This window comes from Paenibacillus sp. ISL-20 (genome assembly GCF_018613005.1).
GTDB lineage: Bacteria > Bacillota > Bacilli > Paenibacillales > Paenibacillaceae > Paenibacillus_AQ.
This window is the reverse complement of record NZ_JAGGRD010000003.1, coordinates 148043-171429: the sequence shown is the minus strand read 5'-3', so window position 1 is coordinate 171429 and position 23387 is coordinate 148043. Positions and strand designations below refer to the sequence as shown.

Sequence of the window (23387 nt, the reverse complement as noted above, 5' to 3'; positions counted from 1 at the left end):
ATGATGATCCGGAAGCGGTGTTATTTTGATTAAAAGCAATCAAAACCAACAAGCTCCTTGGTATGCCGAAGAGCTTGTTGGCAGTACCACAAGCCCCTATTCAATGATCTTGAGCATTGAATAGGGGCTGAGTTTCGATATACTGCTCTGCCGCTGTAGATGCATGCAACTGTGATATTCTCAGCTTCTTCCTCATTCTGGACGAGTTCGATGCGACACTGATGTCGCGATTTCGCAGCCGAGTTAGTCCGCGTGTGCAACGGCGCTAATTTCAATCAATTGCTCAGGGAACGCAAGATATGTCACGCCGATGAGACTGCCGGCCGGTGTTGTCCAACGTATTCCTTGATCAGCCGGATGACCGGCTCGGAATGTTCTTGAGCGTTTGTCAAATAGATCTCCACATAAGCGAGTTCGATCTCGTGACTTCAAATCCCGCCAGCACGCGATCAAGATTTTCCAGCGTTTGCCGGGTCTGTGCCTCGATATCGCCTTCGCCAACGAACGTGCCCTCTGTTTAGTGAGAAAATTGTCCTGAAATGTAGATAGTTCCGTTTACGGAGTAGTCCCTGGGTAATTCCGTGATCCCAAAGATCGTGATTGTAGGTTTTGACATTAGTCATTTCTTTCTCTCCTTTATTTAAAGTAAGGGTAGTATAGAATGAAAGCATGTAAAAATTAGTACGCACTTTATTGATAGGTACTACCAGAAAAGATAGTGAGTATGGCTGAATATAAAGGTAAAGTTAAGAATATTAAAGATACACCTTTTGGTTATACATTATCAGTTATTGTTGGTAAACGGAAAATGGTTATTATTTTACCTCCTAGCAGAAAACCAATCGGTTCGCTTTAATGATCTGAAAAGACAGCTAGGAGCTATTACTTATAAAACATAGAGTTCATAACTTGAAGAATTGGAAGCATATGGTATGGTGGAGCGAAAAGAGTATCCTCGAGTTTTCCTGTAAAGTCGAGTAAAGTCTCATAGATAAAGCGAAAACAAAGGAATATAGCTTCCTGATGTAGAAAATGGTTAAAACAAATAGGAGGTATAATTTGAAGTTAGAAAAAGTATTTGAATATGATATAAGTAATGAATTAGAAGCAAAAATACAAGAATTATTAATCGATAGTTTTCCAGAAGTTTATCCTAGGAATAGAATTTATTTAAGCAATTACCGCATGTTAGATTTCTAGCTTTCAAACTAAGAAAATCAGCTGATAGGACATGTTGGATTAGATTACAGGGTGATGAATCTAAATGGAAAACCCATAAGAGTACTGGGAGTAATTGATTTATGTGTTTCACAAAGCACACGCTCCCAAGGACTAGGTTCAACGCTTCTTTTAGAAATTGATAAGTTTTCTGTGGGGCGAAATATTGACTTTATACTTTTATTTGCGGATAACATGACCTTGTATTTGAGAAATGGATATAAACCATTGAAGAACAGGTGTAAATGGTTGAAAATTGATGATGAAACTCAGTTAACAAATGGAATAGGTTATGAGGCAATGAATGAATTAATGATTAAGGAAGTAGGAAAGACCGATTGGAGTATAGGAAATCAACTAACAGGAAACGATAGCACCATGACAATAGGCTGCCGAGATCATCGGCAGCCTGTACAGACAGGGTCTGTCAATATTTTGTGTAAACTCTTCGTTGTGTAAATCAGTTTTCGGATCTCGGGTGGGTACTTGAAGAAGGTCGAGAGTTCCCCCCAATTGTTTCGCCATGAACGGACAATGAGTGGATATTTGACACCCCAGACTTCCTCAAAGCGATCTAGTTCCAATAGGCCCCTTCCTCTGTTGCCGCTTTGTAGATTGGTTTCAGATCAGCGGTGACTTTCTTGAGATCCTTGTAGGACACATAGCGAGTAGAATTTCGGATCTGGTGAATGATACATTTCTGAATTTCGGTCTTTGGATAGCAAGCAGCAATCGACTCGGAGAAGCCGTTCAGGTTGTCTACGCAGATGATGAGGATATCCTGGACCCCGCGATTTCGGAGGTCATTGAGCACGCTGAGCCAGAATTTGCTGGATTCATTTTCGCCGATCCACATGCCCAGTACATCTTTGTTACCGTCCAGGTCAATGCCAATGACCATGTAGGCTGCTTTGTTCACGATGACCCCATCCTGCTTCACTTTAAAGTGAATGGCATCCATGTAAACGACGGCATACACGCCTTGAAGCGGCCGGTTCTGCCATTCTTTAATGAGCGGCACAATTTTATTGGTGACATTGGAGATGAGGGTGGGCGACACTTCGATGCCGTACAGATTTTGCAAATGGTCCTGGATCTCGCGGGTACTGACGCCCTTGGCATACAAAGCGATGATCTGATCTTCGATACCCGTTACGTTCTTTTGATGCTTCTGTACAACGACCGGTTCAAACTCTCCCAGCCGATCCCGAGGAATCGCGATCTCCTGCTCCCCGTACTCGCTGACCACAGTCTTCTTGCTTTTACCGTTGCGGCTATTGGGTGTCATCTTGGCCTTGATCTCATGCTTCTCGTAGCCCAAATGTGTGTCTAATTCTGCTTCCAGCATCTCCTGCAGCGTTTCTGCAAACAGCTCTTTCAAGGCATTTTGCGCATCCTGAGCCGTGACCAGCTTATTCTCCTTAATAAACGCTCGCAATTGCTCTTTTGTCCATAGTCCCATGTTTCTCCCCAACCTTTCTATTACTTTCCATTTTAATAGATTTGGGAGTTTACACAAACTATTTTACAGACTCGATTGCTTGATCAAAAGATAAAACGGGAGGTATTTCGATTAAAGATAGTGTTACACTGATAAAGCCAAAGCAAGTCCGGCGGTGACAAACAGGTTGCACTTTACGTATGTAATGCGAGCGTCAAAGCCCACATCGGCAGGTTGCTTCTGCTCCATCTTAGCGGCTAATTGATTGCGTTGCTCTTTTCATGAGTTAAGGCGTTTGTCCAGAGTGGTCTAATTATGCTAAAATTAGGAAAGATTCTTTCTGTTTCAACAGAGCAAAATGAAGCATCTTGTTCATACAGGCGATCATCACAACTTTGTTGTGGCTTCCCACTGCTATCTACCCTGGAAAATCAAATTTTCATTCACTATGGTGCCGCGAAGTATGGCTTAGAGGCTAACGCGTCGTTAGTTCAATGAAACAGCGACAGTTTAGGACTTTATCTAGCTGGGAGGCGTGAGACAGCATGGCAGATTTCGAGTGGTACAGAAGCTTCTGCAACATTTATAAGCACAGTTCGGTGTCCGAAGCCGCAAAGACCCGCATGATGACACAGCCGGCCATGAGCCAGCATCTGGCCTCCCTGGAGGCCGAAGTGGGCGAAGCGCTTTTTATCCGAACGGCACGGAAGATGCTGCCCACTGAACGAGGGAAGGAGTTATACTCTCAGTTGGCCCCGCTAATCGAGTCGCTGGAGGAGGCAACGATGAATTTCAGGGCGGCTTCGCTGCCGACGCTTACCGTGATCAAGATAGGAACGGCGCATGAATTCTATACAGAAAAAATACTTCCCCGGCTGCACCGATACGATTTCCGCACCATCACCCATTTTGGAACTGCCGCTGAATTGCTGGAAATGCTGAAAGAGGATAAGGTGGATGTCATCATTACCTCGCAAAAGGTTCAGACGCCTGGCATCGAGTACCTGAAATTAATGGATGAGGAATTTGCGATTGTGGCCCCGCAGGATTATGAAATACCAGACACAGACGATCTCGAAATCAGAGAGCAATGGCTGTCCACGCAGCCATGGATGAGCTATGGACTAGAGCTGCCGATCATCCGGAGGATTTGGAGGGAACATTTTAAAAAGCGTCCTCAGATTAGACCTGTTCATGTCATTCCGAATTTACATATGATATTGAAGGCGATTGGTAATGGAACCGGACTTAGTGTGATAACTACCTATCTGACAGATGAGGCGTCCAGAGTCCATACGAAGGTGATTTATGAGGATTTAAAGGTGAACAACGAATTGTTCTTTGCTTATAAACTTAAGCACAAGCATTTGCCCCAGATTCGCGAGATTATGGCGGTCATACGTGAAGAGGAATAAAGATCAGCCAGTGTCTGTTTGGTGGTCTTTTTTTTATATCATAAAATATAAATATATTTATTGTTTAACCTATAAATCATAATTTGTTTTATATGTGAAGCGATTCTACAATAGGAGAGTAACCAAAATTCATACTATTGGAGGCAATACAAAATGACGAAAAAAGTGTTGATCGTAGTTACTAATCATACAGAAATTTTTGCAGGCAGGCCGACAGGAATTTGGCTTTCTGAGTTTGCCGAAGCCTATATTGAATTTACAAAGAGCAGATATGAAGTCGCGGTAGCAAGTCCGCTCGGCGGCAAAGCTCCGGTTGATCCGGGCAGTGTAAATGCAGATACTCCGCAGGAAATTTTGAATGCTGAGAAATATCTGGAACATACTATTAAACTGGATGATGTTTCATACGAAGATTTTGATGCCATCTTCCTGCCAGGTGGACATGGAGCGATGTACGATCTACCGGGCAGTGAGCCTCTGCAAAAACTTCTGCGCGCTTTCTATGAAGGCGACAAGATCGTAGCTGCTGTATGCCACGGACCGGCGGGGCTGGTGAACGCTACGTTGTCGAATAATCAACCACTTGTTGCAGGCAAACGTGTCAGCGCCTTTACTGACCGGGAAGAAGCACAGACTACCTTAGACAAGCACCTTCCGTTCCTTCTGGAAAGCAAGATTCGTGACATGGGCGCTATTTATGTAGCTGCACCGGAATGGTCTTCCCATCTCGAGGTGGATGGCAAGCTAATTACCGGGCAAAATCCGCAATCTACGATGGTTGTAATCAAAGCGGTTATTGAACAACTGGGATAATTCCGACAGTCACAATTAAAGATATAGGAGGAGAGAAACAATGAAAGTATTCGTGACAGGTGCTACAGGTTATATTGGCGGATCCGTGGCGAAGGTGCTGATTGATGCCGGACATGATATCTACGGTCTGGTGCGTGATCCGAAGAAGGTGGATGCTCTTAAGCAAATCGGTATTGAGCCTGTGTTGGGCACGCTGGAAGACAATGAAGTGCTGACCAAGTATTCTAAGTTGAGTGACGCGGTCATTCATACCGCCGATTCGGATCACAGGGGAGCCGTGGAGACCTTTATCGCCGCCTTGCGCGGTACCGGCAAAGCTTTCCTGCATACATCAGGTTCAAGCGTGGTCGGAGATGATGCTCGGGGCGATTCCAAAAGCGAGAATATTTATGACGAGGAGACGCCGTTTGTTCCCATGGACATCCGCGCTGACCGAGTCGCTATCAACAATCTGGTACGCAAAGCCGGAATAGATGAGTGGGTCAGAAGTGTGGTTATCGTGCCTTCCATGATCTACGGCGATGCACTTGGATTACCGACGGAAAGCGATCAGCTGCCCCAGGTTATTCACAAATCAAAGGCGGTGGGAGCGGGCGTTCATGTCGGCAAAGGTGTGAACCGCTGGTCCAATGTTCATATCAAGGATTTGGCGGAATTATATAGATTGGCTTTAGAAAAAGCACCTTCCGCTTCTTATTTCTTCGCAGAGAATGGAGAGGATTCATTCCAGGATATTGCCAAATCCATCAGTGAAGTACTTGGCTTTTCAGGCAAAACGATGAGTTGGCCGGCCGACGAAGCCATTGCAGAACTGGGCGATTGGGCTCGCTTTGCCATTGCATCTAACAGTCGTGTACGTGCGGTACATGCAAGAAATCTACTGGGCTGGCAACCTTCAGAAGAACCTATGCTGAGTTGGATTAAGAGCATCTCATAAGCCGGAAACCGGCTTTTTGAAAACGGCAGAAATGCCGTTTTTTTGTGTTCAATAATCCACCAAACTCTTAATAGATAAAGAGTAGAATGAATTAATTTGCATAATGAGGGATAATTACTAGTCACCCAGATTACAGAACTTGAATCGCAGCACTAAGGCCAATGTAGTCTATTTCTCCGGAAATTCTTCACTTGCTAGAACAGCACTGCTCGTATCTTGGCAGGGGATCTCCGAGGCAGCCTGATCTCCAGTGATCTTGCTTTTGATTTGTTTTGCAGCATGGATGTTATCGGCTTTACCTTTACCGCTGATGGGAAGGAATTTACAGTCGTGGCTTGTTGACAGACGGGACTGCCACCGTCCTACTTCCCGCTGCCGTGAGACGAAAAAGGATGCCTTGGACGAAGCGAAAAACAAAGGCGATAAAGCGGACTTGGTTAAGGTGCTTGCATTAGATACCGGCGGTCTGGAAAATAAGGAGCGGGAGCACGATAAGCCGGTTCATAGAACAACACCAGCTTGAGGCTGACAGCGTGAATTTTGATATGGTCAAGAAGCTGGTTGGGCTGTTCTCTGCACTTCTACCGGTAGTTGTCACCTCTATGGTTTTTGCTGGCTTTGTAAAAAGAGCGAAAGCTGTAAGGACATTTCATTCATGGTCATATAACCTTCCGAATATATGAACATGGCGAAATGGAGTATACTCCTTATTCATTTATTTGTGACGGGGAGTGGGAGTTGCAATATCCGAAAATAATTTCGGCTTCAATATGGTCCCATTGAAAGTCGCTAAGTGAATTTACCCCTGTCAAGTAGACAGCCGTAAAAAAGCAGCCCTAAGCAACCTTAGTTCGGTACTCAACCGGACTAAGGTTGTTCAGTTTTTGTTGAAACGTTCGTGGTTGTAAAAGTGGATATATCGTTCAATCCCCTTAACGAGCTCTTCCTCGGTCGAGAAGGTGTGGAGTCGAAGATATTCTGACTTCAGGTGTCCAAAGAAGCTCTCGATACAGGCGTTATCCCAGCAATTCCCCTTACGCGACATACTCGCTTTAACTTTCTTGCGCTTCAAAAAGGCATGGTAATCCTTGTGGGTATACTGGAAGCCTTGGGCGCTGCGAAGCAGTAGGTTGGTTACTTTGCGTTTATGTACAGCTGCTTGTACGGTCTCCAGCACAAGCTTTAAATTGTTGTGTCGTCCGATCCGGAAGGCAACCACCTCGATGTTATACAAATCGAACATAACCGACAGGTACAGAAAGCGAGAGCCAATTGGCAGATAGGTCACATCGGTGACCCATTTCGTATTGGGTGCCGTGGCGTTGAAATCCCGATTCAGCACGTTGGTTGAGGTAATCCCGGCCTCCCAACGACCAAAGTGTGGCTTCCTGCGCCTAATACGTGCACGAATCCCCAGCTCTTTTCATCAGCCGGTATACACGCTTGTGGTTGACACTCAAGCCAAAGGTTTTCTTTAGCCAGACACGAACCCGACGGCATCCGTAAATACCCTTTAGCTGGGTATGGCACTCAAGAATCTTCTCTTTCAGAGCTTGCTCTTCGATCTGTTTGGGCGTTGGATTATGCTTTCTCACTGCCCATTTGTAGTAACTACTCGAGCGATGCGTGCCAGCTCACACAGCAGGGCCATGGGATAGCTGCCGGCTAGCGCTTCGATGGCTTGGTAGGTTTGACGTCTCTTTGCTCTTGCCCCCTTTGCAGTTCCCATAGCTTTTTAGCAAGGCATTTTCCGCTCGCAGCCGCAGGAGTTCTTCCTCCAAGGTTTTGGTCTTCTTCGGTCTCCCGTTCTTCGAACCCGTCGAGGTGCCACTCTTTTCCTTGAGCCCCTCGATACCTTCTCGCTCGTAGTGAGCCACCACCTTCGAACCATCCTATCTCGATGCCCAAGGCCTTGGCTACCGTCTAGTAGCCAAGACCTTCCTCCAAGAACATCGCAACAGCCTTGCGCTTGAATTCGATGTCGTATGTCTTTCGTATTTCGCCCACGAAAAAAGGGGATAAAATCAAAATCGCGGCTTTTTTGTTTTAACGATGTAAGTTCTTGTCCCAAATTAAGGACAAGAACTTACATCGTTAGCCGAAATGGTCAGGAACTTGCATTCATAGCCGATTAATATCGATCTTTCACTAACACCAACATATTTGGCATTCAGAAGTTGAGCAAGATCTCTCCCTCATTGATTGTATTGAATGGGGACATTTGGATATATTTCTTTTTTTCTTGATAAAACATGTTCCACACAAGCTTTCTTCGAATTTAACGCTTTCCACAATTCAAGCAGAGATGTTGTTTATTTGTTCCTGGAGCCGAAGGTTTTTCCTGAATTCTCTGCTCGCTGCACAATAAATTCATAAATAAGTTGTAGAATGAAGTCAACACACTTATTAGCTGGGATTTACATGGCAAGAAAACTAATATCCTATTGCTAAATTGATATTATAATGTAAAATGATCCGCAATAGATAATGAATTGGTAAGACTTCTTGTAAATTCAGGAGAGGTTGATCAAGCATTGATAAAACGACTGAGGTTAGAGCGTTTAACTGGAAAGTTCAGCAGTTGGATTCACGGTATCTCTTTTAAACACAGGGTTCGCTTGTCCTTCATGATTATGATAACGCTCGCAATTGGAGCGGTAGGCATGACAACTTATTGGATAGCATCCAAGGAACTTCAGAAGAACGCGTTTGAATCCAGTCAAGAAACCGTGAATAAAACAACTCAAATTCTGGACGATAAGCTGGCCGGCATCTCCAATTCCGTTCGTTCCCTTATGTTTAGTTACGCTTTCAAGGAAATGATGCTGGATGTACAGAGCAACGACATCTCGAAGTATTACGTACATTTGTCCGAGCTCCAGTACGTGTTTTCGCAGGTTTCATTTAACGAACCATTGATCGAAAGCATACTGATAGCCACACCGATCGGAGATTTTTATCCGGTATCGCAGCGCCGTTCACAGACGCAGTCCTTTTATGAATCCAGCATGTATTACGATGTGAAAGAGAATTATGGGGGGATTTGGGTTAAGGGACACACCGACAAGTTTTTTACAGGGAACAGTCGTACGCTCTCCTTTGTTACGAAGGGAACGCAGGAGAACGTTTCGAATACCAATGTATTTATTGTGGTGAACGTGAACGAGAGTGGGTTGATCGGCACGGTCAACCAACATTCTTCGAACGATGACAGCGACTATTTTGTCATCGACTCGAAAGGCGAGGAAGTGATCCGGACGGCATGGTCCTCCAGCCATAATCTCATGAAAGATAAACCGTTCTTGTACAAAGTATCCGAAGGCAATCAAGGTTCTTTCTTTCATCATTTTGACGAAACTGATTACCTGGTGAACTACACCCGATCCGCCGTGGTCAAAGACTGGAGCCTGTTTGGCATTCAGCAGAAGGATAAGCTGCTCGAGCAAATGAATGGCGTCAAGCGAACCACCATTTATATCATGCTATTCTTTCTGCTCCTTACCTGGCTTCTGTCCACCAAATTGACGGCAATCCTGCTTATCCCGTTATTTAAACTGCAAAGGCTCATGCGGGAGGTCGAGGACAACCGCCTGAATGTCCGTTTTGCCAGCCGGTCTACCGACGAAGTTGCGCAGGTGGGCTATCAATTCAACCGCATGCTGGACGAGATCAACCGTCTTATCGATGATGTACGACTGAGCGAATCCGGGAAACGAAAGGCCGAGATGAGGGCTTTGACTGCACAGATGGAGCCACATTTTTTGTACAACACTCTCAATACAATCTACTGTAAATCGGTATTGGGCGAGAACGATGAGGTCAATGAGATGATTTTGTCCTTGTCCCAGATGTTCCAGTTAGGGCTGAGCGGAGGCAAGGATTGGAACACACTGGAGGATGAGCTCCTGCATGTGGAGCAGTATTGCCTCATCCAACAAAAATGTTATGAGGGTTTGTTTGAGTTTGAAGTTACCATGACGGACGATTCGCTACGAACTTGCCTTTTGCCAAAAATTCTATTGCAGCCGATCGTGGAAAACAGCATTCAACACGGTTTTAAGGATATAAGCTCTGGAGGTCGAATTCATGTGCGGGTTTACAGGCAAGACCAACTGCTGCACCTGATCATAGAGGATAACGGGATCGGCATGGATGCGGATAAGGTAAGGAAGGGGATGCTGCAGCCGCCAGTCTCGAAGAAAGGTTATGCCTTGAATAATATCGTGAACCGGCTCAAACTCTTCTATGGCGAAGAAGCCGGAATCGAACTGACCAGCCTTCCCGGCAAAGGATCAAGAACGGAAATATGGATGCCGATTAGAGAAGGAGACGTTGAATCATGATGAATGGATCGCCGGTTATTAAGTTATGCATCATTGATGATATTCGAAGCGTGGTCGACATGATCGCTCGGAAGCCGCCATGGAAGGAACATCATATTGAAGTCGTTGGCACGGCACTGGATGGCGAGGAAGGCATTCGCCTGGTGAAAGAGACGAAACCTGATATTGTCCTAACTGACATCCGGATGCCCAAAAAAGATGGGTTAGCCATGACTCAAGAAATTCTCAAAAGTTCACCTTCCACCAAGATCGTAATTCTCAGCGCGTACACCGATTTTTCCTTCACAAGACAGGCGATCCGCTTAGGAGCTTTTGATTTTGTCAAGAAACCGTTTTCGATTCACGAAATCGTCCAAGTGGTATTAAAGGCCAAGGCCGCTTACCAAGAAGAAAGACAGGAGCAGAGCAAGGTCATGGAACTGAAGCAGAACATAATCAAAAGCTTGCCGGTGCTGCAGCAGGAGTACTTGTCATTGCTGATCCATCATCGTACGAATGCGGAGGCAGCGCATCAAAAATGGCAGGAACTCGGCATTAAGCTTGATCCACAGCATTTCAATCTCTTTATCGTGGAATTGGACCGTTTTATGGACAAATATAAAGAGCAGCCTGCGCGGGAAGTAGAACTGATCAGGTTCAGCCTGCGAAATATTTTGGAGGAAACGATTGGTGGTTTTACTCGAGGCATCGTCTTTAGCGAGGCATTGAACCGTTTTATCTGCCTGATCAATTGCGAGGATATGGGATGGGCCGAACAAATATCGGAAGCCTGCCGACGGAACATTTTCCAATTTACGCATTCAACCATCTCGATCGGGATAGGCAAGTGCGTCACTTCTATCGATGAATTACCGAATTCGTATCAACAGGCTCTAAATGCGCTGGACTATCATTTCTATACCAATGGCCTGAACAGTTATATTGGCAATTCGGGAGACGAGAAAACCCTGCTGAACTATACGACTTCGACCGAACAAGAATTTCTGTTTGCTTTACGCTCCGGGCATCGGGAAAAATGTCGGCTGATTCTGGAGCGAATTTTTAATGATATGTTGCAGCGTGACCCTCTTCCCAAGCCGCAGCAAGTCGAAAACTTATGTTATGAGCTGTCATCCAAAATATGCAGGGTCATGTCGGAGCAATTCCCTCACGATCGGGTGAAGAGGCTTGAAGAACAATGGAATGCGGTGAAGAGCTCCGGCCTTGTTTCGTTCCAGATGATGCGGGATACGGTAAAAGGCATATGTCTTGAAGCTTGTTCATGGATCGAACAGGAGCGCTCGGACGAATCAACGAAATTGATCTATCAGGCAAAGGATTATATATGTGCGCATTTACATACGAATTTATCTCTGGATATGTGCGCGAAGCAGTTTAATATCAGTCCCGGATATTTTTCGAATCTGTTCAAAAAAGTGCTGAATATTTCCTTTCAACAATTTGTGATCCATCAGCGGATGGAAAAAGCCAAAGAGATGCTGATCAACGATTATCAGGTACAGGAGATCGCACAGAAGCTTGGATATGAGCATCGTCGCTATTTTAGCGAAATCTTCAAGAAACATACCAACATGACCCCATCCGAGTTCAAGCTGTATAGTACCGGGAAGATCAGCACACCGATGAATCTGGACTGAGAATCTGAGAATGATCATATTTCAATAAAGCCTTGTTTCCACATTTTTTGGATGCAGGGCTTATTTTGTGATGGGATGGATTCCTTGGGAAACCTGCCCTCGATGTGTGGTTACCCGCATTATGCGAGCGAGAAGTGGCCCTTATAATGAGAGAGAAAGAAAGAGATTTCATAGATACAAAAGGGAGGTAACATGGATGAAGTTAAGCAGGAATTTCCTTATATCCGCAATGTGTTTGGTGCTTACGGGAAGTCTCGCAGCTTGCGGTAGCCCGACATCCTCGGATCAAGGAGCGGATTCAGAATCCAGTGCCAAGACAAAGATCACTTATTGGACCGGAGATCGCCATGATTCTGAATTTGTCAAAGAGACCATTGATACATTCAATGAAACGAACCAGGACAACATCGAGGTGGAACTGGTCATCAAGGGAGATGACTTCGATCAAGCGCTGGATATGTCCTTCCAGACTTCAGAGCCGCCGGATGTCATTCGCGTGAAAGAGAACACCATACAGACTTTTTATAAAAAAGGATTCCTAGCTCCGATCGACGAGTTTCTAACGGAAGATTTGAAGGAAAAGTTCCAGGTGATGGAGGATCTGAACAGCTTTGAGGGAAAACGCTACAGCCTGCCGAACTACGGCACGACGATGCGATTGATCTACAATAAAGAGCTTTTTGCCAAAGCGGGCATTGAGCAGCCGCCAACCACGTTGGATGAACTGATCGAGACCGCAAAGAAAATAACGGAAGTGGGAAAGGCAACCGGAGCCTATGGGTTCGCTCAGAATTTTAAAAATCCTTCCAGTGCATTCGGGCGTTCTGCGCGCGTAATCGCAGAGGTGAGCGGTTACGGAGGCTTTGGGTATGATTTCAAGACGGCGCGTTACGACTTCAGCGGCTTTAAGCCGATCATGGAGGCACTCAAGCAAATCAAGGACGACGGAAGTATGCTGCCGGGTGTCGAATCGCTTGATATCGATCCACTGCGTGCTCAATTCGCTGAAGGGAAAATCGGCATGTACTTATCCTTTTCCGCTGAGGCGGGAGTCTACCAATCCCAATTCCCGGCGAAAATCGACTGGGCTGCAGCACCCGTCCCTTCCATCGACGGTCATTTCAATGGCGCGTCAGGTTTCCTTGGTGGGCAGTGGCTGGCCATTAGCTCGAAGTCGGAGCATAAGGAAGCGGCCTGGAAATTTCTAACGTACATGTACGACGAATCGGTCCTTCAACAGTACCAAGAGAAGGGATTCGGCATATCGATGGTTCCATCGGTTAGCGCGGTTGCCGCGAAGCCCGAAGTGAAAGGGATCGACGGGTTCCTGCCCAACAAGTACGACGGTGTCTGGCCCGTCTATCCGACCGTGCCGGTACAAGGTATGAAATCGGATGACGCCTTCTTCAAATACATGCTTAGTGGAGGCGATCTAGATTCCATCATCGACGATTTGAGTACCCGCTATAATGCGGCCTTGGATGCAGCCATCGCGAGCGGGGAAGTGAAGGCGGAACCGATGGTAGATTTTAATCCGCTCGAACTTGCCGGACAGTACGCCAAATAGATTTTGTTACGGGGGATGGGGCTTGCTCCATCCTTTCCTAAATTCTAAAGAGATCGCAAGGAGTTGAGAGGATATGAATAAAGCGAAGAGTGTTGCTTTTTCATACAGCTTTCTGTTACCGAGCTTTATTCTGACCATGGTTCTTGGCATTTACCCAATTATGTGGGCTATGAGATATATGTTTTACGATTTTAAGGGGTTTGGCACCGAACAATTCGTAGGATTAGCCAATTTCGAGCGTGTCATGAGGGATCATCAGTTCTGGGAGTCCGTAGCCAACACGTTCATCTATGCCGGAGGCAAACTCCTGCTATCGATTCCGCTTGCCCTGATCCTGGCCGTTATTCTGAACTGGAGGATCAAAGGCAGAAATCTGCTAAGAGCGATATTCTTTATGCCAACGATCATAAGCACCGCTGTGATGGCGGTCGTATTTTTTACAATTTTTAATTCCTACAATGGCATCCTCAATCAGTTTCTAATGAAGTATCAAGTCATCGGGAACGCCATCGATTGGCTGGGTGTGGATTATGCCATGCTGACCGTCATTCTCGTAGCCGTATGGGGAGCGATTGGAAATTACATGCTCTTGTTTCTCGCGGGGCTGCAAAACATTCCCGAAGATGTCTACGAGAGCTCTGCACTGGATGGGGCAAACAAATTTCAGCAATTCCGTTACATTACCATTCCAATGCTGGGACCGGTCATGCAAATGATCATCATGTTGGCCATTATCAATGCGCTAAAAGGCTATGAGAGCATCATGGTTATGACCGATGGCGGACCGATCGGTAAAACCAATGTCATGTTCTTATATGTATATAAATTATTCTTCCCGCCGGCAGGCTCCACGGCATCCACGCAAATTCAGGAGTTTGGCTATGGTAGCGCAGTAGCTTTCGTTACCGCCGTGATCGTCGGCATCATTACGATACTTTACTTCTATGGCTCGAAACGTATGAGCCATAACGAATAAGGGGGAAACGTTCATGAGAATCGCATGGAATATTATACTGTGGGCGTTTCTGCTAGTCGTCGCATTCCTGACACTGTTTCCCGTCGTGATCACACTGCTCGGTTCCTTCAAAACAAATGCCGAACTTACGGCGGGAGCTACATTTCTTCCGGCTGATTGGCAATTCTCGAATTATATCGAAGCATGGGAACAGGCGAATTTTTCTACGTACACGCTGAATAGCCTTTTCGTTGCCGGAGCCACGACCATTGGAACGTTATTGGTGGCTTCCATGGCGGCATACGTCGTGAACCGAATGGACTTCATCGGCAAAAAGCTATACGTCGGTCTGCAGGCATTTACGATGTTTGTAGCCATCGGCGCGGTTGTGCTGCGACCTCAATTTGACCTCATGATTCAGCTTCATCTGCATGACTCTTTGTGGGGTGTAATTCTAATTCTGATCAGCGCCCATGCTTCAGCATTCTTCATCCTGCTTAGTTTCATGAACGGAATCCCCAGAGAGTTGGATGAAGCTGCTCGTATCGACGGGTGTTCACCTGGCAGAACGTTCTGGAGAATCATCATTCCCTTGCTTACGCCAGGGCTTGGCGTGTGCGCACTGTTTGCTTTCCGCGGTGCATGGAATGAGTATCTGCTCCCGTTCGTGTTTACGCTTAGCAAACCGGAGCTGCAGACGTTAACCGTCGGCCTTGCCAATCTGAAATACGGTGTCGCCGCTGCTTCACAGACCCACTTCATGATGGCTGGGGCGTGCCTCTCCATTCTCCCGATTCTTATCGCTTATATCTTTGCTAACAAATCCTTTATGCAAATGACCGCCGGCTCCTTAAAGGGTTAGCGGCATCCTATCCATAACCAGGAGGCTCATGTCATGAATTCACTTCATATTGGAAATCTTATCTCAAGTTCCGTGATTCGACGTCATCCGGATAACCCGATTCTGGATGCGTCCCACGTTCCATATCCGACCGCGCTCGTGTTTAATGCAGGTGTAACCAAATTCAACGGAAAATATGTGATGGTGTTTCGTAACGACTATGGTTGCGTAGAGAGACAGACTCTCGAGCCCCATCACACAACCGACCTTGGTGTCGCTTTCAGCGATGATGGAGTCCATTGGGAAGTGCAACCGAAGCCGTGCTTTAAACTGCATGATCAAGAGATCATTCGTGCTTATGACCCTAGGCTCACCGTAATCGATGGTCGCTGTTATATGTGTTTTGCGGTGGACACGCAGCATGGTATTCGCGGAGGCGTCGCGGTTACGGACGATTTTGAGAACTTTGAAATATTGAGTTTGTCGACGCCGGATTTGCGCAACATGGTGCTGTTCCCCGAGAGGATTGGCGGCAACTACGTGCGGCTGGAGCGGCCATTCACGGTGTACAGCCGAGGGGGAATCGATCGGTTTGATATGTGGATATCGGAATCGCCGGACTTGAAGTATTGGGGAAATTCCGATTTGCTGCTGGCTGTTGAAGACGTCGCATTTGCCAATGACAAAATCGGTCCCGCAGCTCCGCCCATCAAGACGAAGCATGGTTGGCTTACGACATTCCATGCTGTGGACCTTGATCCTGCAAGAGGCAAGAATGGGTGGGAATCCTCCTGGAAGAAACGCTATACAGCCGGCTTGATGATGCTTGATTCGGATAATCCCCAAAAAATCATCGGCATGTATAAGGAGCCCTTACTGGCACCACAGGTTAGTTACGAGACCGAAGGAGGCTTCCGGAACAACGTGATCTTTCCTGGTGGCATGATACTTGAAGATGATGGCGAGGTTAAAATTTATTACGGTTCAGCGGACGCGGTGGAATGTCTTGCCACGGCACATATCGATGATTTAATCAAATTATGTCTGAACGATTAGAGCGAGGTGGGGATAAGAAAATGACAATATGGAATCTTCTGCAGCATCCTCCTGCCCGTTATCGAACAATGCCGTTTTGGTCCTGGAATGATGATCTGAATAAGAATGAACTTTTACGGCAGATAGAAGAAATGCACAAGGCCGGCATCGGCGGTTTTTTCATACATGCCAGGGGAGGTCTTACGGTACCTTACATGGGTGAGGAGTGGATGGAGGCCATACAGCTCTGTATCGAGAAAAGTCAGGAGCTCGGGATGAAGGCGTGGTTGTATGACGAAAACGGCTGGCCCAGCGGTTTCGCCGACGGAAAGGTGCCTGCACTGGGGCATGCTTATCAGCAGAAGCGGCTAGCTTATGAGTGGGCTCCGTTTAAGGACGGCAAGAAAGTGACGATAGCCTATTATGTTCAGTGCGGTGAAGAGCTGCGGTTACTCACTCCGGATGACTCTCGCAGTCCTGACTTTCGGGTATATTACGAGGTCAATCCTTATTATATCGACACGCTGAGCAAACATGCCGTAAAGGCATTCATTACTACCATCTATGAAGCATATTGGGCTAAGTTTGGCAATAAATACGACACTGTTCTGAAGGGGATATTCACGGATGAACCACAGTTTGGACGGGGGAATCTTCCGTGGTCGCTGGAGCTAGAAGATGCTTTTGAAGCCCGTTACGGATATTCCCTCCGTAAAGCACTTCCAGCAATGTTTCTGGAAACGAGTGACTGTCGCAAAATAAGGTATGATTATTGGTCATGTGTTACCACAATGTTCACGGAAGCTTATGCCAAGCAGATCGGAGCGTGGTGCGGGGAGCGGGGTTGGTCTTCGGCTGGACATGTCGTGGACGAGCAAACACTTATGAGCCAAGCCACTTCGGTAGGTGATCCGCTTCTCTTCTACGAGTATCTGCAAATTCCCGGTTGTGACTGGCTCGGCCGATCCGTTAGCGAAGAGCCGCTTGTTCCAAAGCAGGTCAGCTCGGTTGTGCGACAACTTGGCAAAAAACAAGCCATTACCGAGAGTTACGGCTGCTCTGGCTGGAATATCAGCTTTCAGGATTTAAAGCGGATCGGGGAGTGGCAATTTGTACATGGGATGAATCTCCTGTGTCAGCACTTACAGGCCTATACGCTAAGAGGAATGCGAAAACGGGATTATCCGCCATCGTTGTTCTATCAACAGCCTTGGTGGGAGCACTATCATCATTTTAACGATTACTTTGCTCGTTTGTCCATGCTGCTTGTGGAGGGCACGAGACAGGCCGAGGTACTGCTGCTGCATCCCATCCGGACCGCTTGGGTGGAACAAGCGGGATCAGACTCAACAAAGATTGAACCCTATCATCAATCGTTTGCTCAGTTGTCCCGCTGGATGTGCCAATCGTTCATCGAGCATGATTACGGTAGTGAGGGAATCATTGAACGTCATGGGAAGGTAGAAGGTGAACGATTCATTGTTGGAGAGGCCAGTTATCGGGTCGTGGTCATCCCTCCTAGTGTCACATTAAGTAAGGAGACTGTGAATCTGCTTCATCAGTTTATCCTTCAGGGAGGAACGTTGATCGCTTTCGAACCTTATCCGTACCTGATCAATGGTGAACAAAGCGAAGAAATCATTAACTTAATAGAAGCTGCATTGAAACCCGCCAAGAATCGGTTATCTTTAGCGAAAATGATGTCCGGCATCATTTCCCCTTCGATCTCTGTAAACGACGGGCAAGGGAATCCCATTGCATCAGATATGATTAACGTTCAGACACTTAAACTGGACGGCTCTTACCTCTATTACCTGGTGAATTCGGGAGAAGTTCGTTATCCGGATTTGGAGGTGAACATTTTTCAAAAGGGTACGCTGTCTTTTATTGATTTGGAGAGCGGCGATATCGAACCTCTAAACCATAAAGCAACAGCGGACGGCATCCATTTGAACTTGACTCTGCATCCTGCTCAATCCTATATGATTCGGCTAGTACCGGAGGATGTACAACCATGCCATGCTAATATGGTAAACAAACTGCAATCGGAAAATGTCGATTGTCATATTCAGGACTTGGATGAACGGTGGAGAATCGATTATATGGATGATAACAGCTTAACGCTGGATACGTGCAGGTATCGCGTGGAGAATGGCGAGTGGTCAAACCCCCTGCCCCTTATTTTTATCCAGGAAGAGCTGCTGAGGATCGGATCTCCGGTGCAAATCGAGTTGGAATTTGAGGTTACCGTAGCTTTTGATCCCATGATTGAGCGGGCATTGTATCTTGTCATGGAGAATCCGGAGAATACGCAAATCCGGGTTAATGGAAATGAAGTAGCATCTCATAGCTGTGGTTGGTGGAGAGACGTTGCCTTCAAGAAGATAGATATTAGAGGTTGCCTTCAGTACGGCCGGAATGCCATTAGGCTTACCCTGGATTTCTGGAATGCTCCCGAAACGTATGAGGCTATGGAGCGAGCAGGTCAATTCGAATCAGAAGCGAATAAGTTAACCTTTGATACAGAGCTTGAAAGCTTGTATATCATTGGAGATTTTGCTGTAGTACCGGAAGCGGGTTATGTTGAAGGAGAACATGGCGTTATGTATACGGATGGACCGTTTATGCTATCCGAACCTCCACAAGAATGCTCGATGGTAGACGATCTGGTCTGTCAGGGTTTTCCGTTCTTTGCAGGAAGGATTCAGCTTGTGCAGACGGTTTCTATAAGTTCGGATAATCGATCTACCAGGCTATGGCAGTTTGGCTCTAGGCCGAATGCGATTGTTACGCGATTAAGCATCAATGGGAAAGAAATTCGCACCTTCTTATGGGAGCCGTATGAGGCGGATATCTCAGAGTATCTCCTACCCGGGGAGAACTTGATTGAGCTTGAGCTGATCGGAAGCTGTAGAAACTTACTCGGTCCGCACCATCATGTGAAGGGGGAGCCGCTTAAGGTCGGTCCCGACAGTTTTAAGGATAAACCCGGTTGGACGGATAAGGATCTCGAGCCGAAATCCCATATCTATCTAAACCGCTACGCTTTTGTTCGCTTCGGTCTGTCCGATGCTCCAAGAATGGTTTCGCTTTCCAAGTTTTGAAGCGCCTGATTTAACTGGAACGTTAATATTATGATCGGATGTACGGAACCGTTTGGGCTACGATATACGGATATTCGATCGGGGATTGTAGGTATATGGCCCTGATCAGTGAAGCGAAGGTATAGATGGGCAGTTGATCAATGAGCAAAGGACACATTCTCGTTAGAAGTGTGTTCTTTGCTTTATGTTAGCAGCAGCCATTTCGTTTACCGAAGCGATCAATACTCCAGGAGGCATTAGTCTGTCGCTGCTTAAAGCGAATTTTAGGGTGGCATGTACTGAAAATCTAACACTAGGATCACAAATTACACAAACTAAAGAAGCACTCCATTAGGCCAAGTGGCTCTCAATGGAGTGCTTCTTTAGATACCCAAGTCGAGATACGTAGCTTTGTCTCTATAGATGGTGAGACGTGAAGCTGGGTGATTGGAAGAACTTCAAGTTGTGTTTGTGCCGGTATTATATGACGTTGCTGATTTTTTTGTTTATAGCAAGTGAAAGCCACCGTATACTTATTATCAAAAACGGATCTGAGGGGATTATTAAGTCTGAGCTGAATATTGGAAGAATCGCATTTCAAATTACATCATAAACGGGGGAACGTGGAATGAAGATTTTAATTGTCGATGATGAACCAAGACATTGCAGAGGAATGGCCGGTATGATTCGATCAACTCGTTCCCATGCGCAGGTAATTATCGCGAAGGACGGCTTAAAAGGACTTGAAGCAGCTCAGATCAATCGACCAGATGTCATAATAACCGATATTCGCATGCCGAATATGGACGGACTTACGCTACTCTCCCATCTTTCAAAAGGGGATTATAAGCCAAAAGTAGTTATGCTAAGTGCTTATAATTTGTTTGATTACGCACAGCAAGCAATCCGTCACGGAGCTTTTGATTATTTACTGAAGCCAGTCGATATCGATAAGTTGGAAGAGGTTCTGGCGCGTATTGAGATAGAACTTTCCAAGGAAGCTGCGGAACGAATCCAGGCTCAATATATTCAGGAGAGGCTCTCGATGACGGTCACTTCGCACCGTAAACAATTGGTGTTGGATTGGCTATTTGGCACCTTGTCCACAGACGGTCGGAGAGAACTAGAAGTGACCGGCGTATATCAAGGTGAAGGTACCGTCTTCTATAGCGTCTTTCGGCCGGGTAAAGGATCTTTCATGCCTGAAAAAATGAATTCATTGTTAAGCGATGTTGAATCCACATTGAGTGAATACGGCAATGCATTATGTGTCGCCTTACCTGCGTCTGGTCCAGGGCATGGAGAAGGTCACCGTTATCGAATTGAATTAGCAACCATCGTTCATGTAGATGGCGATACATGGAGGGAGCGGTGCAGCAACATACGCGTCGAACTAGAAAACCTGAACGCGAGATGGTCGAGCTACGGAAATATGACACATACAGTAGGCCCCAACTGTACAGAGCTGGATAAGGAAGCCACACATGCATACCGATCTGTCTTGGATGCCAACCAGTTTCTGTTTTACGATCGTTGGAAAGGGGTTCTATTCTTCGATGAGTTGAGCAACACCTGCCAGCAACATTCATTTGAGCTGGACGATGAAGTGCTTATGAAAACGCTTCAAGAGGCAGAAGAAAGTACTGCAGTGATCCGCCTGTGCCAAAATGCATTTGAGAGGCTAGCCAAAGAGGGACAGGCAAGTCCCAATGTAGTCAAGGAGTACGCGTACCAGATGTTATCCAAGGTGAAGAACCATTTTGGAGATCGCTTAGGTACCGAACCAGTCAAGAAAATAATTGAAACGTCCGTTGAAATGATTTCTGAATGTGAGTCATTCTCTGCCCTGATGTCAATGTTGGAAGTCTGTCTAGCCGAGGCACATTCCTGCTGGCGTCGACAGAAACACGACACGCGGGAACTCGTGATAGATAGTTGTATTGCTCTGATTCATGAACGATTCACGGAAAATTTATCGCTTGAATCACTTGCCACTCATTATCATTTTAACGTTTCCTACTTCAGTACGATGTTCAAAAACAGGACGGGGAAAAGTTTCTCCGATTTCTTGATCGAGGTTCGTATGAAACGGGCCGAGGAGTTACTCACAAGCAGTGAAATGAAGATTTATGAAATCGCGAAAAGCTGCGGCTACCGGGATACTAAATATTTTGCCAGGGTGTTTAAGAAGCATTCAGGAATGTCTCCAGAGAGTTTTAGACATTTGTCGATGACTATAATGCCAAAGGATGAAGAACTATGAGATTTCGCTATCGGCTTCTGGTAAGCTACCTGGTTCTCATTGCGCTCCCGCTTTTAGTGCTAAGTCTCATCTATTACCGGACCAGTCTTCATATGGTAACGGATCAAGCTCAGCAGAATGTATATGAAATCGTTAAAAAAAGTAACGAAGTAATGGACACAAAACTGCGCAAAGTGGAACAGGGAACCTTGGCTCTATTTGTTGACAAGGATCTTTTTCGAATTTTCAACAAACTGGACCCTTCGAATTATTCGGAGCTGCTTCATGCCGATCGACAGATATCGTCTATCTTAAGCAAGTACTTTACCCAGAATGAAGATGTTTTCGCTTATCAGTTATGGACATCGTATTATTCTTTTGGGATGCAGCGCTCACTGCCTCAGGGAGATCCAACCGATTCAGACATCTATCAAAGCGCCGAAAATGCAGAGGGAAAAATCATCTGGTATCCGACATACGATTTTATTCGTTTGTTCAACCAGCAATGGCTCAGTGAGATCGATATTGAATATCGCTATATGTTCTCGGCAACCCGACTCTTGAATTTCTCGCATCTGGAGAACTCTTCGATTGTCTTGCTGAATCCAGAAGTAGAACGTCCTGTCCTAAATATTAGCTTTAAAGCAGACGTATTTCAGTCGCTTTTCGACGATAGTATTCCATCCGGATCTGAATATTTGGTAGTCGATCCTCAAAACCATGTGATCGCTAGCTCTGATTCCAACCAAATCACCAATATTCAAGACGAAACCTGGCTGGACGATCTCATGAAAGCGGGTAATGGAACACGCAAAATGAAGCTTAACAATGAACGTATGATCGTCTGTTTTGACCGTTCTTCCGTGACCGGTTGGCTTTCCGTGGTCATGACGCCAGAATCAGTCCTTGTCGGCCCTCTTGTGAAAACAGCACAGGTTTCGACGCTCGCACTTTCCGCACTGCTTGGATTGATTGCCATTATTTTTGCTTATTTCATTATTGGCCGAATCACTGGCCCGATAAGAAAGTTGCTTGCCGCCATGAAATCCGTCGGAGAAGGGGACTTTGGAACACGGGTAGAGGTGGAGACAAGAGACGAATTCGGATTTTTGCTTCTACGATTTAATCGAATGAATGATAGGATTCAAACACTGATTCAAGAGAACTATGAAATTCAGCTCAAGGAAAAACAGGCTGAGATTCAAGCGCTTAACATGCAGATGAATCCTCACTTTTTATATAATACCCTAAATATTATGAATTGGATGGCTATTGAAGTGGGCCATAGAGAGCTCAGTAAAATACTTGTCGATCTCTCCAGCATGCTGCAGTACACTTCTCGAAAAGATTGGAAGGCTGTTCATCTATCTAAGGAAATCGAATGGATGAATCATTATTTCCGTATCATGTTGACAAGATTTGAGAACAAGTTTGAGGTTAAGTACCATATTGATCCGGAATTGTACGAGACGGAGGTACCTAGACTTCTATTTCAGCCTTTTGTGGAGAATGCGATTCTGCACGGCTTTGAGCAGCTTGATACGGGCGGACTTATTTCAGTGAACGGTAAAACTGAAGATGGATATCGAATATTTGAAGTGGTAGACAATGGGCGGGGGATGAACCAAGATGTCATCCAAAAGATTCTAAACAAGAAAACGACTTCGGTAGGTATCATAAACACCATGGAACGTATTCAAATGGCGTACGGTGCTGAATACGGAGTTGAGATATTATCCTTGCCAGGAGCTGGCACAAAGGTCATCATTCGGCTCCCGATTCCCAATAATAATCCACCTTTCCAATGAGATTCGGGTTATGGAAGCGCTCTCTTCAATTTATAATTAAAACATCATATAG

Annotated in this window: 18 protein-coding genes and 3 pseudogenes; 16 read left to right on the top strand and 5 right to left on the bottom strand. The window is 45.9% G+C overall.

The window, feature by feature from the left end; translation table 11 throughout:
- Positions 1-243: 243 nt before the first annotated feature.
- Positions 244-623 (bottom strand): annotated as a pseudogene (locus tag J7E85_RS03635) (RidA family protein).
- 95 nt (positions 624-718) lie between these two features.
- Between J7E85_RS03635 and J7E85_RS03630 the strand changes: the two are divergent.
- The 3 genes and pseudogenes from J7E85_RS03630 to J7E85_RS03625 form a co-directional block, all read left to right on the top strand.
- A pseudogene (locus tag J7E85_RS03630) lies at positions 719-905 on the top strand (winged helix-turn-helix transcriptional regulator); the annotation flags it as partial.
- A gap of 154 nt (positions 906-1059) precedes the next feature.
- Positions 1060-1200 carry a hypothetical protein gene (locus tag J7E85_RS33805; RefSeq protein ID WP_251035430.1) on the top strand — a complete coding sequence of 47 codons (141 nt, stop codon included), beginning with the start codon at positions 1060-1062 and terminating at the stop codon, positions 1198-1200.
- A gap of 54 nt (positions 1201-1254) precedes the next feature.
- Entirely contained in the window at positions 1255-1677 is a 423-nt protein-coding gene (locus J7E85_RS03625; RefSeq protein WP_251035429.1) for a GNAT family N-acetyltransferase, read from the top strand.
- On the opposite strand, the pseudogene J7E85_RS03620 reads toward J7E85_RS03625, so the two are convergent.
- Positions 1659-2680 (bottom strand): annotated as a pseudogene (locus J7E85_RS03620) (IS256 family transposase); the annotation flags it as partial. The gene J7E85_RS03625 and the pseudogene J7E85_RS03620 overlap by 19 nt on opposite strands.
- Before the next feature lie 524 nt (positions 2681-3204).
- Here J7E85_RS03620 and J7E85_RS03615 point away from each other — a divergent pair.
- From J7E85_RS03615 to J7E85_RS03600, 4 genes are all read left to right on the top strand, one after another.
- Entirely contained in the window at positions 3205-4074 is an 870-nt protein-coding gene (locus J7E85_RS03615) for a LysR family transcriptional regulator (RefSeq protein WP_215155056.1), read from the top strand.
- Between the two features lie 153 nt (positions 4075-4227).
- The gene (locus J7E85_RS03610) at positions 4228-4887 is read left to right on the top strand and encodes a type 1 glutamine amidotransferase domain-containing protein (protein ID WP_215155054.1); all 660 of its coding nucleotides are present in this window, start codon (positions 4228-4230) and stop codon (positions 4885-4887) included.
- 40 nt (positions 4888-4927) lie between these two features.
- Positions 4928-5824, top strand: coding sequence for an NAD-dependent epimerase/dehydratase family protein (locus J7E85_RS03605; protein WP_215155052.1), 897 nt, complete (start codon positions 4928-4930; stop codon positions 5822-5824).
- 310 nt (positions 5825-6134) lie between these two features.
- A complete protein-coding gene (locus tag J7E85_RS03600; RefSeq protein WP_215155050.1) occupies positions 6135-6347 on the top strand; it encodes a hypothetical protein in 213 nt (70 codons plus the stop codon).
- A 354-nt stretch (positions 6348-6701) separates the two neighbouring features.
- Here J7E85_RS03600 and J7E85_RS03595 read toward each other — a convergent pair whose 3' ends face one another.
- Genes J7E85_RS03595 through J7E85_RS03585 form a run of 3 tightly spaced genes read right to left on the bottom strand, consistent with a single transcriptional unit; the run spans position 6702 to position 7704 of the window.
- On the bottom strand, positions 6702-7235 hold the full coding sequence (locus tag J7E85_RS03595; protein WP_353049459.1) for an IS3 family transposase: 534 nt from the start codon (positions 7233-7235) through the stop codon (positions 6702-6704).
- Positions 7219-7419, bottom strand: a complete 201-nt coding sequence (locus J7E85_RS34755; protein WP_215155048.1) for an IS3 family transposase — start codon at positions 7417-7419, stop codon at positions 7219-7221. The genes J7E85_RS03595 and J7E85_RS34755 overlap by 17 nt, the downstream gene beginning before the upstream one ends.
- Before the next feature lie 39 nt (positions 7420-7458).
- On the bottom strand, positions 7459-7704 hold the full coding sequence (locus tag J7E85_RS03585; RefSeq protein WP_215155046.1) for a hypothetical protein: 246 nt from the start codon (positions 7702-7704) through the stop codon (positions 7459-7461).
- A 747-nt stretch (positions 7705-8451) separates the two neighbouring features.
- Here J7E85_RS03585 and J7E85_RS03580 point away from each other — a divergent pair.
- The 9 genes from J7E85_RS03580 to J7E85_RS03540 all read left to right on the top strand — a co-directional run bounded on the left by J7E85_RS03580 (position 8452) and on the right by J7E85_RS03540 (position 23335).
- Complete coding sequence (locus J7E85_RS03580; protein ID WP_251035428.1) at positions 8452-10167, top strand: sensor histidine kinase; 1716 nt, start codon at positions 8452-8454, stop codon at positions 10165-10167.
- Positions 10164-11804 (top strand): response regulator, encoded by a 1641-nt coding sequence (locus J7E85_RS03575; RefSeq protein WP_215155042.1) that lies wholly within the window; start codon positions 10164-10166, stop codon positions 11802-11804. The genes J7E85_RS03580 and J7E85_RS03575 overlap by 4 nt, the downstream gene beginning before the upstream one ends.
- Positions 11805-12000: 196 nt before the next feature.
- Positions 12001-13371, top strand: a complete 1371-nt coding sequence (locus J7E85_RS03570; protein WP_215155040.1) for an ABC transporter substrate-binding protein — start codon at positions 12001-12003, stop codon at positions 13369-13371.
- Between the two features lie 73 nt (positions 13372-13444).
- On the top strand, positions 13445-14347 hold the full coding sequence (locus J7E85_RS03565; RefSeq protein ID WP_215155038.1) for a carbohydrate ABC transporter permease: 903 nt from the start codon (positions 13445-13447) through the stop codon (positions 14345-14347).
- 13 nt (positions 14348-14360) lie between these two features.
- Entirely contained in the window at positions 14361-15188 is an 828-nt protein-coding gene (locus J7E85_RS03560) for a carbohydrate ABC transporter permease (RefSeq protein WP_215155036.1), read from the top strand.
- Between the two features lie 33 nt (positions 15189-15221).
- A complete protein-coding gene (locus tag J7E85_RS03555; RefSeq protein ID WP_215155034.1) occupies positions 15222-16223 on the top strand; it encodes a glycoside hydrolase family 130 protein in 1002 nt (333 codons plus the stop codon).
- A gap of 20 nt (positions 16224-16243) precedes the next feature.
- Positions 16244-19306 (top strand): glycosyl hydrolase, encoded by a 3063-nt coding sequence (locus J7E85_RS03550; RefSeq protein ID WP_215155032.1) that lies wholly within the window; start codon positions 16244-16246, stop codon positions 19304-19306.
- Between the two features lie 607 nt (positions 19307-19913).
- Positions 19914-21548, top strand: a complete 1635-nt coding sequence (locus J7E85_RS03545) for a response regulator transcription factor (RefSeq protein WP_215155030.1) — start codon at positions 19914-19916, stop codon at positions 21546-21548.
- Entirely contained in the window at positions 21545-23335 is a 1791-nt protein-coding gene (locus J7E85_RS03540) for a sensor histidine kinase (protein ID WP_215155028.1), read from the top strand. The genes J7E85_RS03545 and J7E85_RS03540 overlap by 4 nt, the downstream gene beginning before the upstream one ends.
- Positions 23336-23387 lie beyond the last annotated feature (52 nt).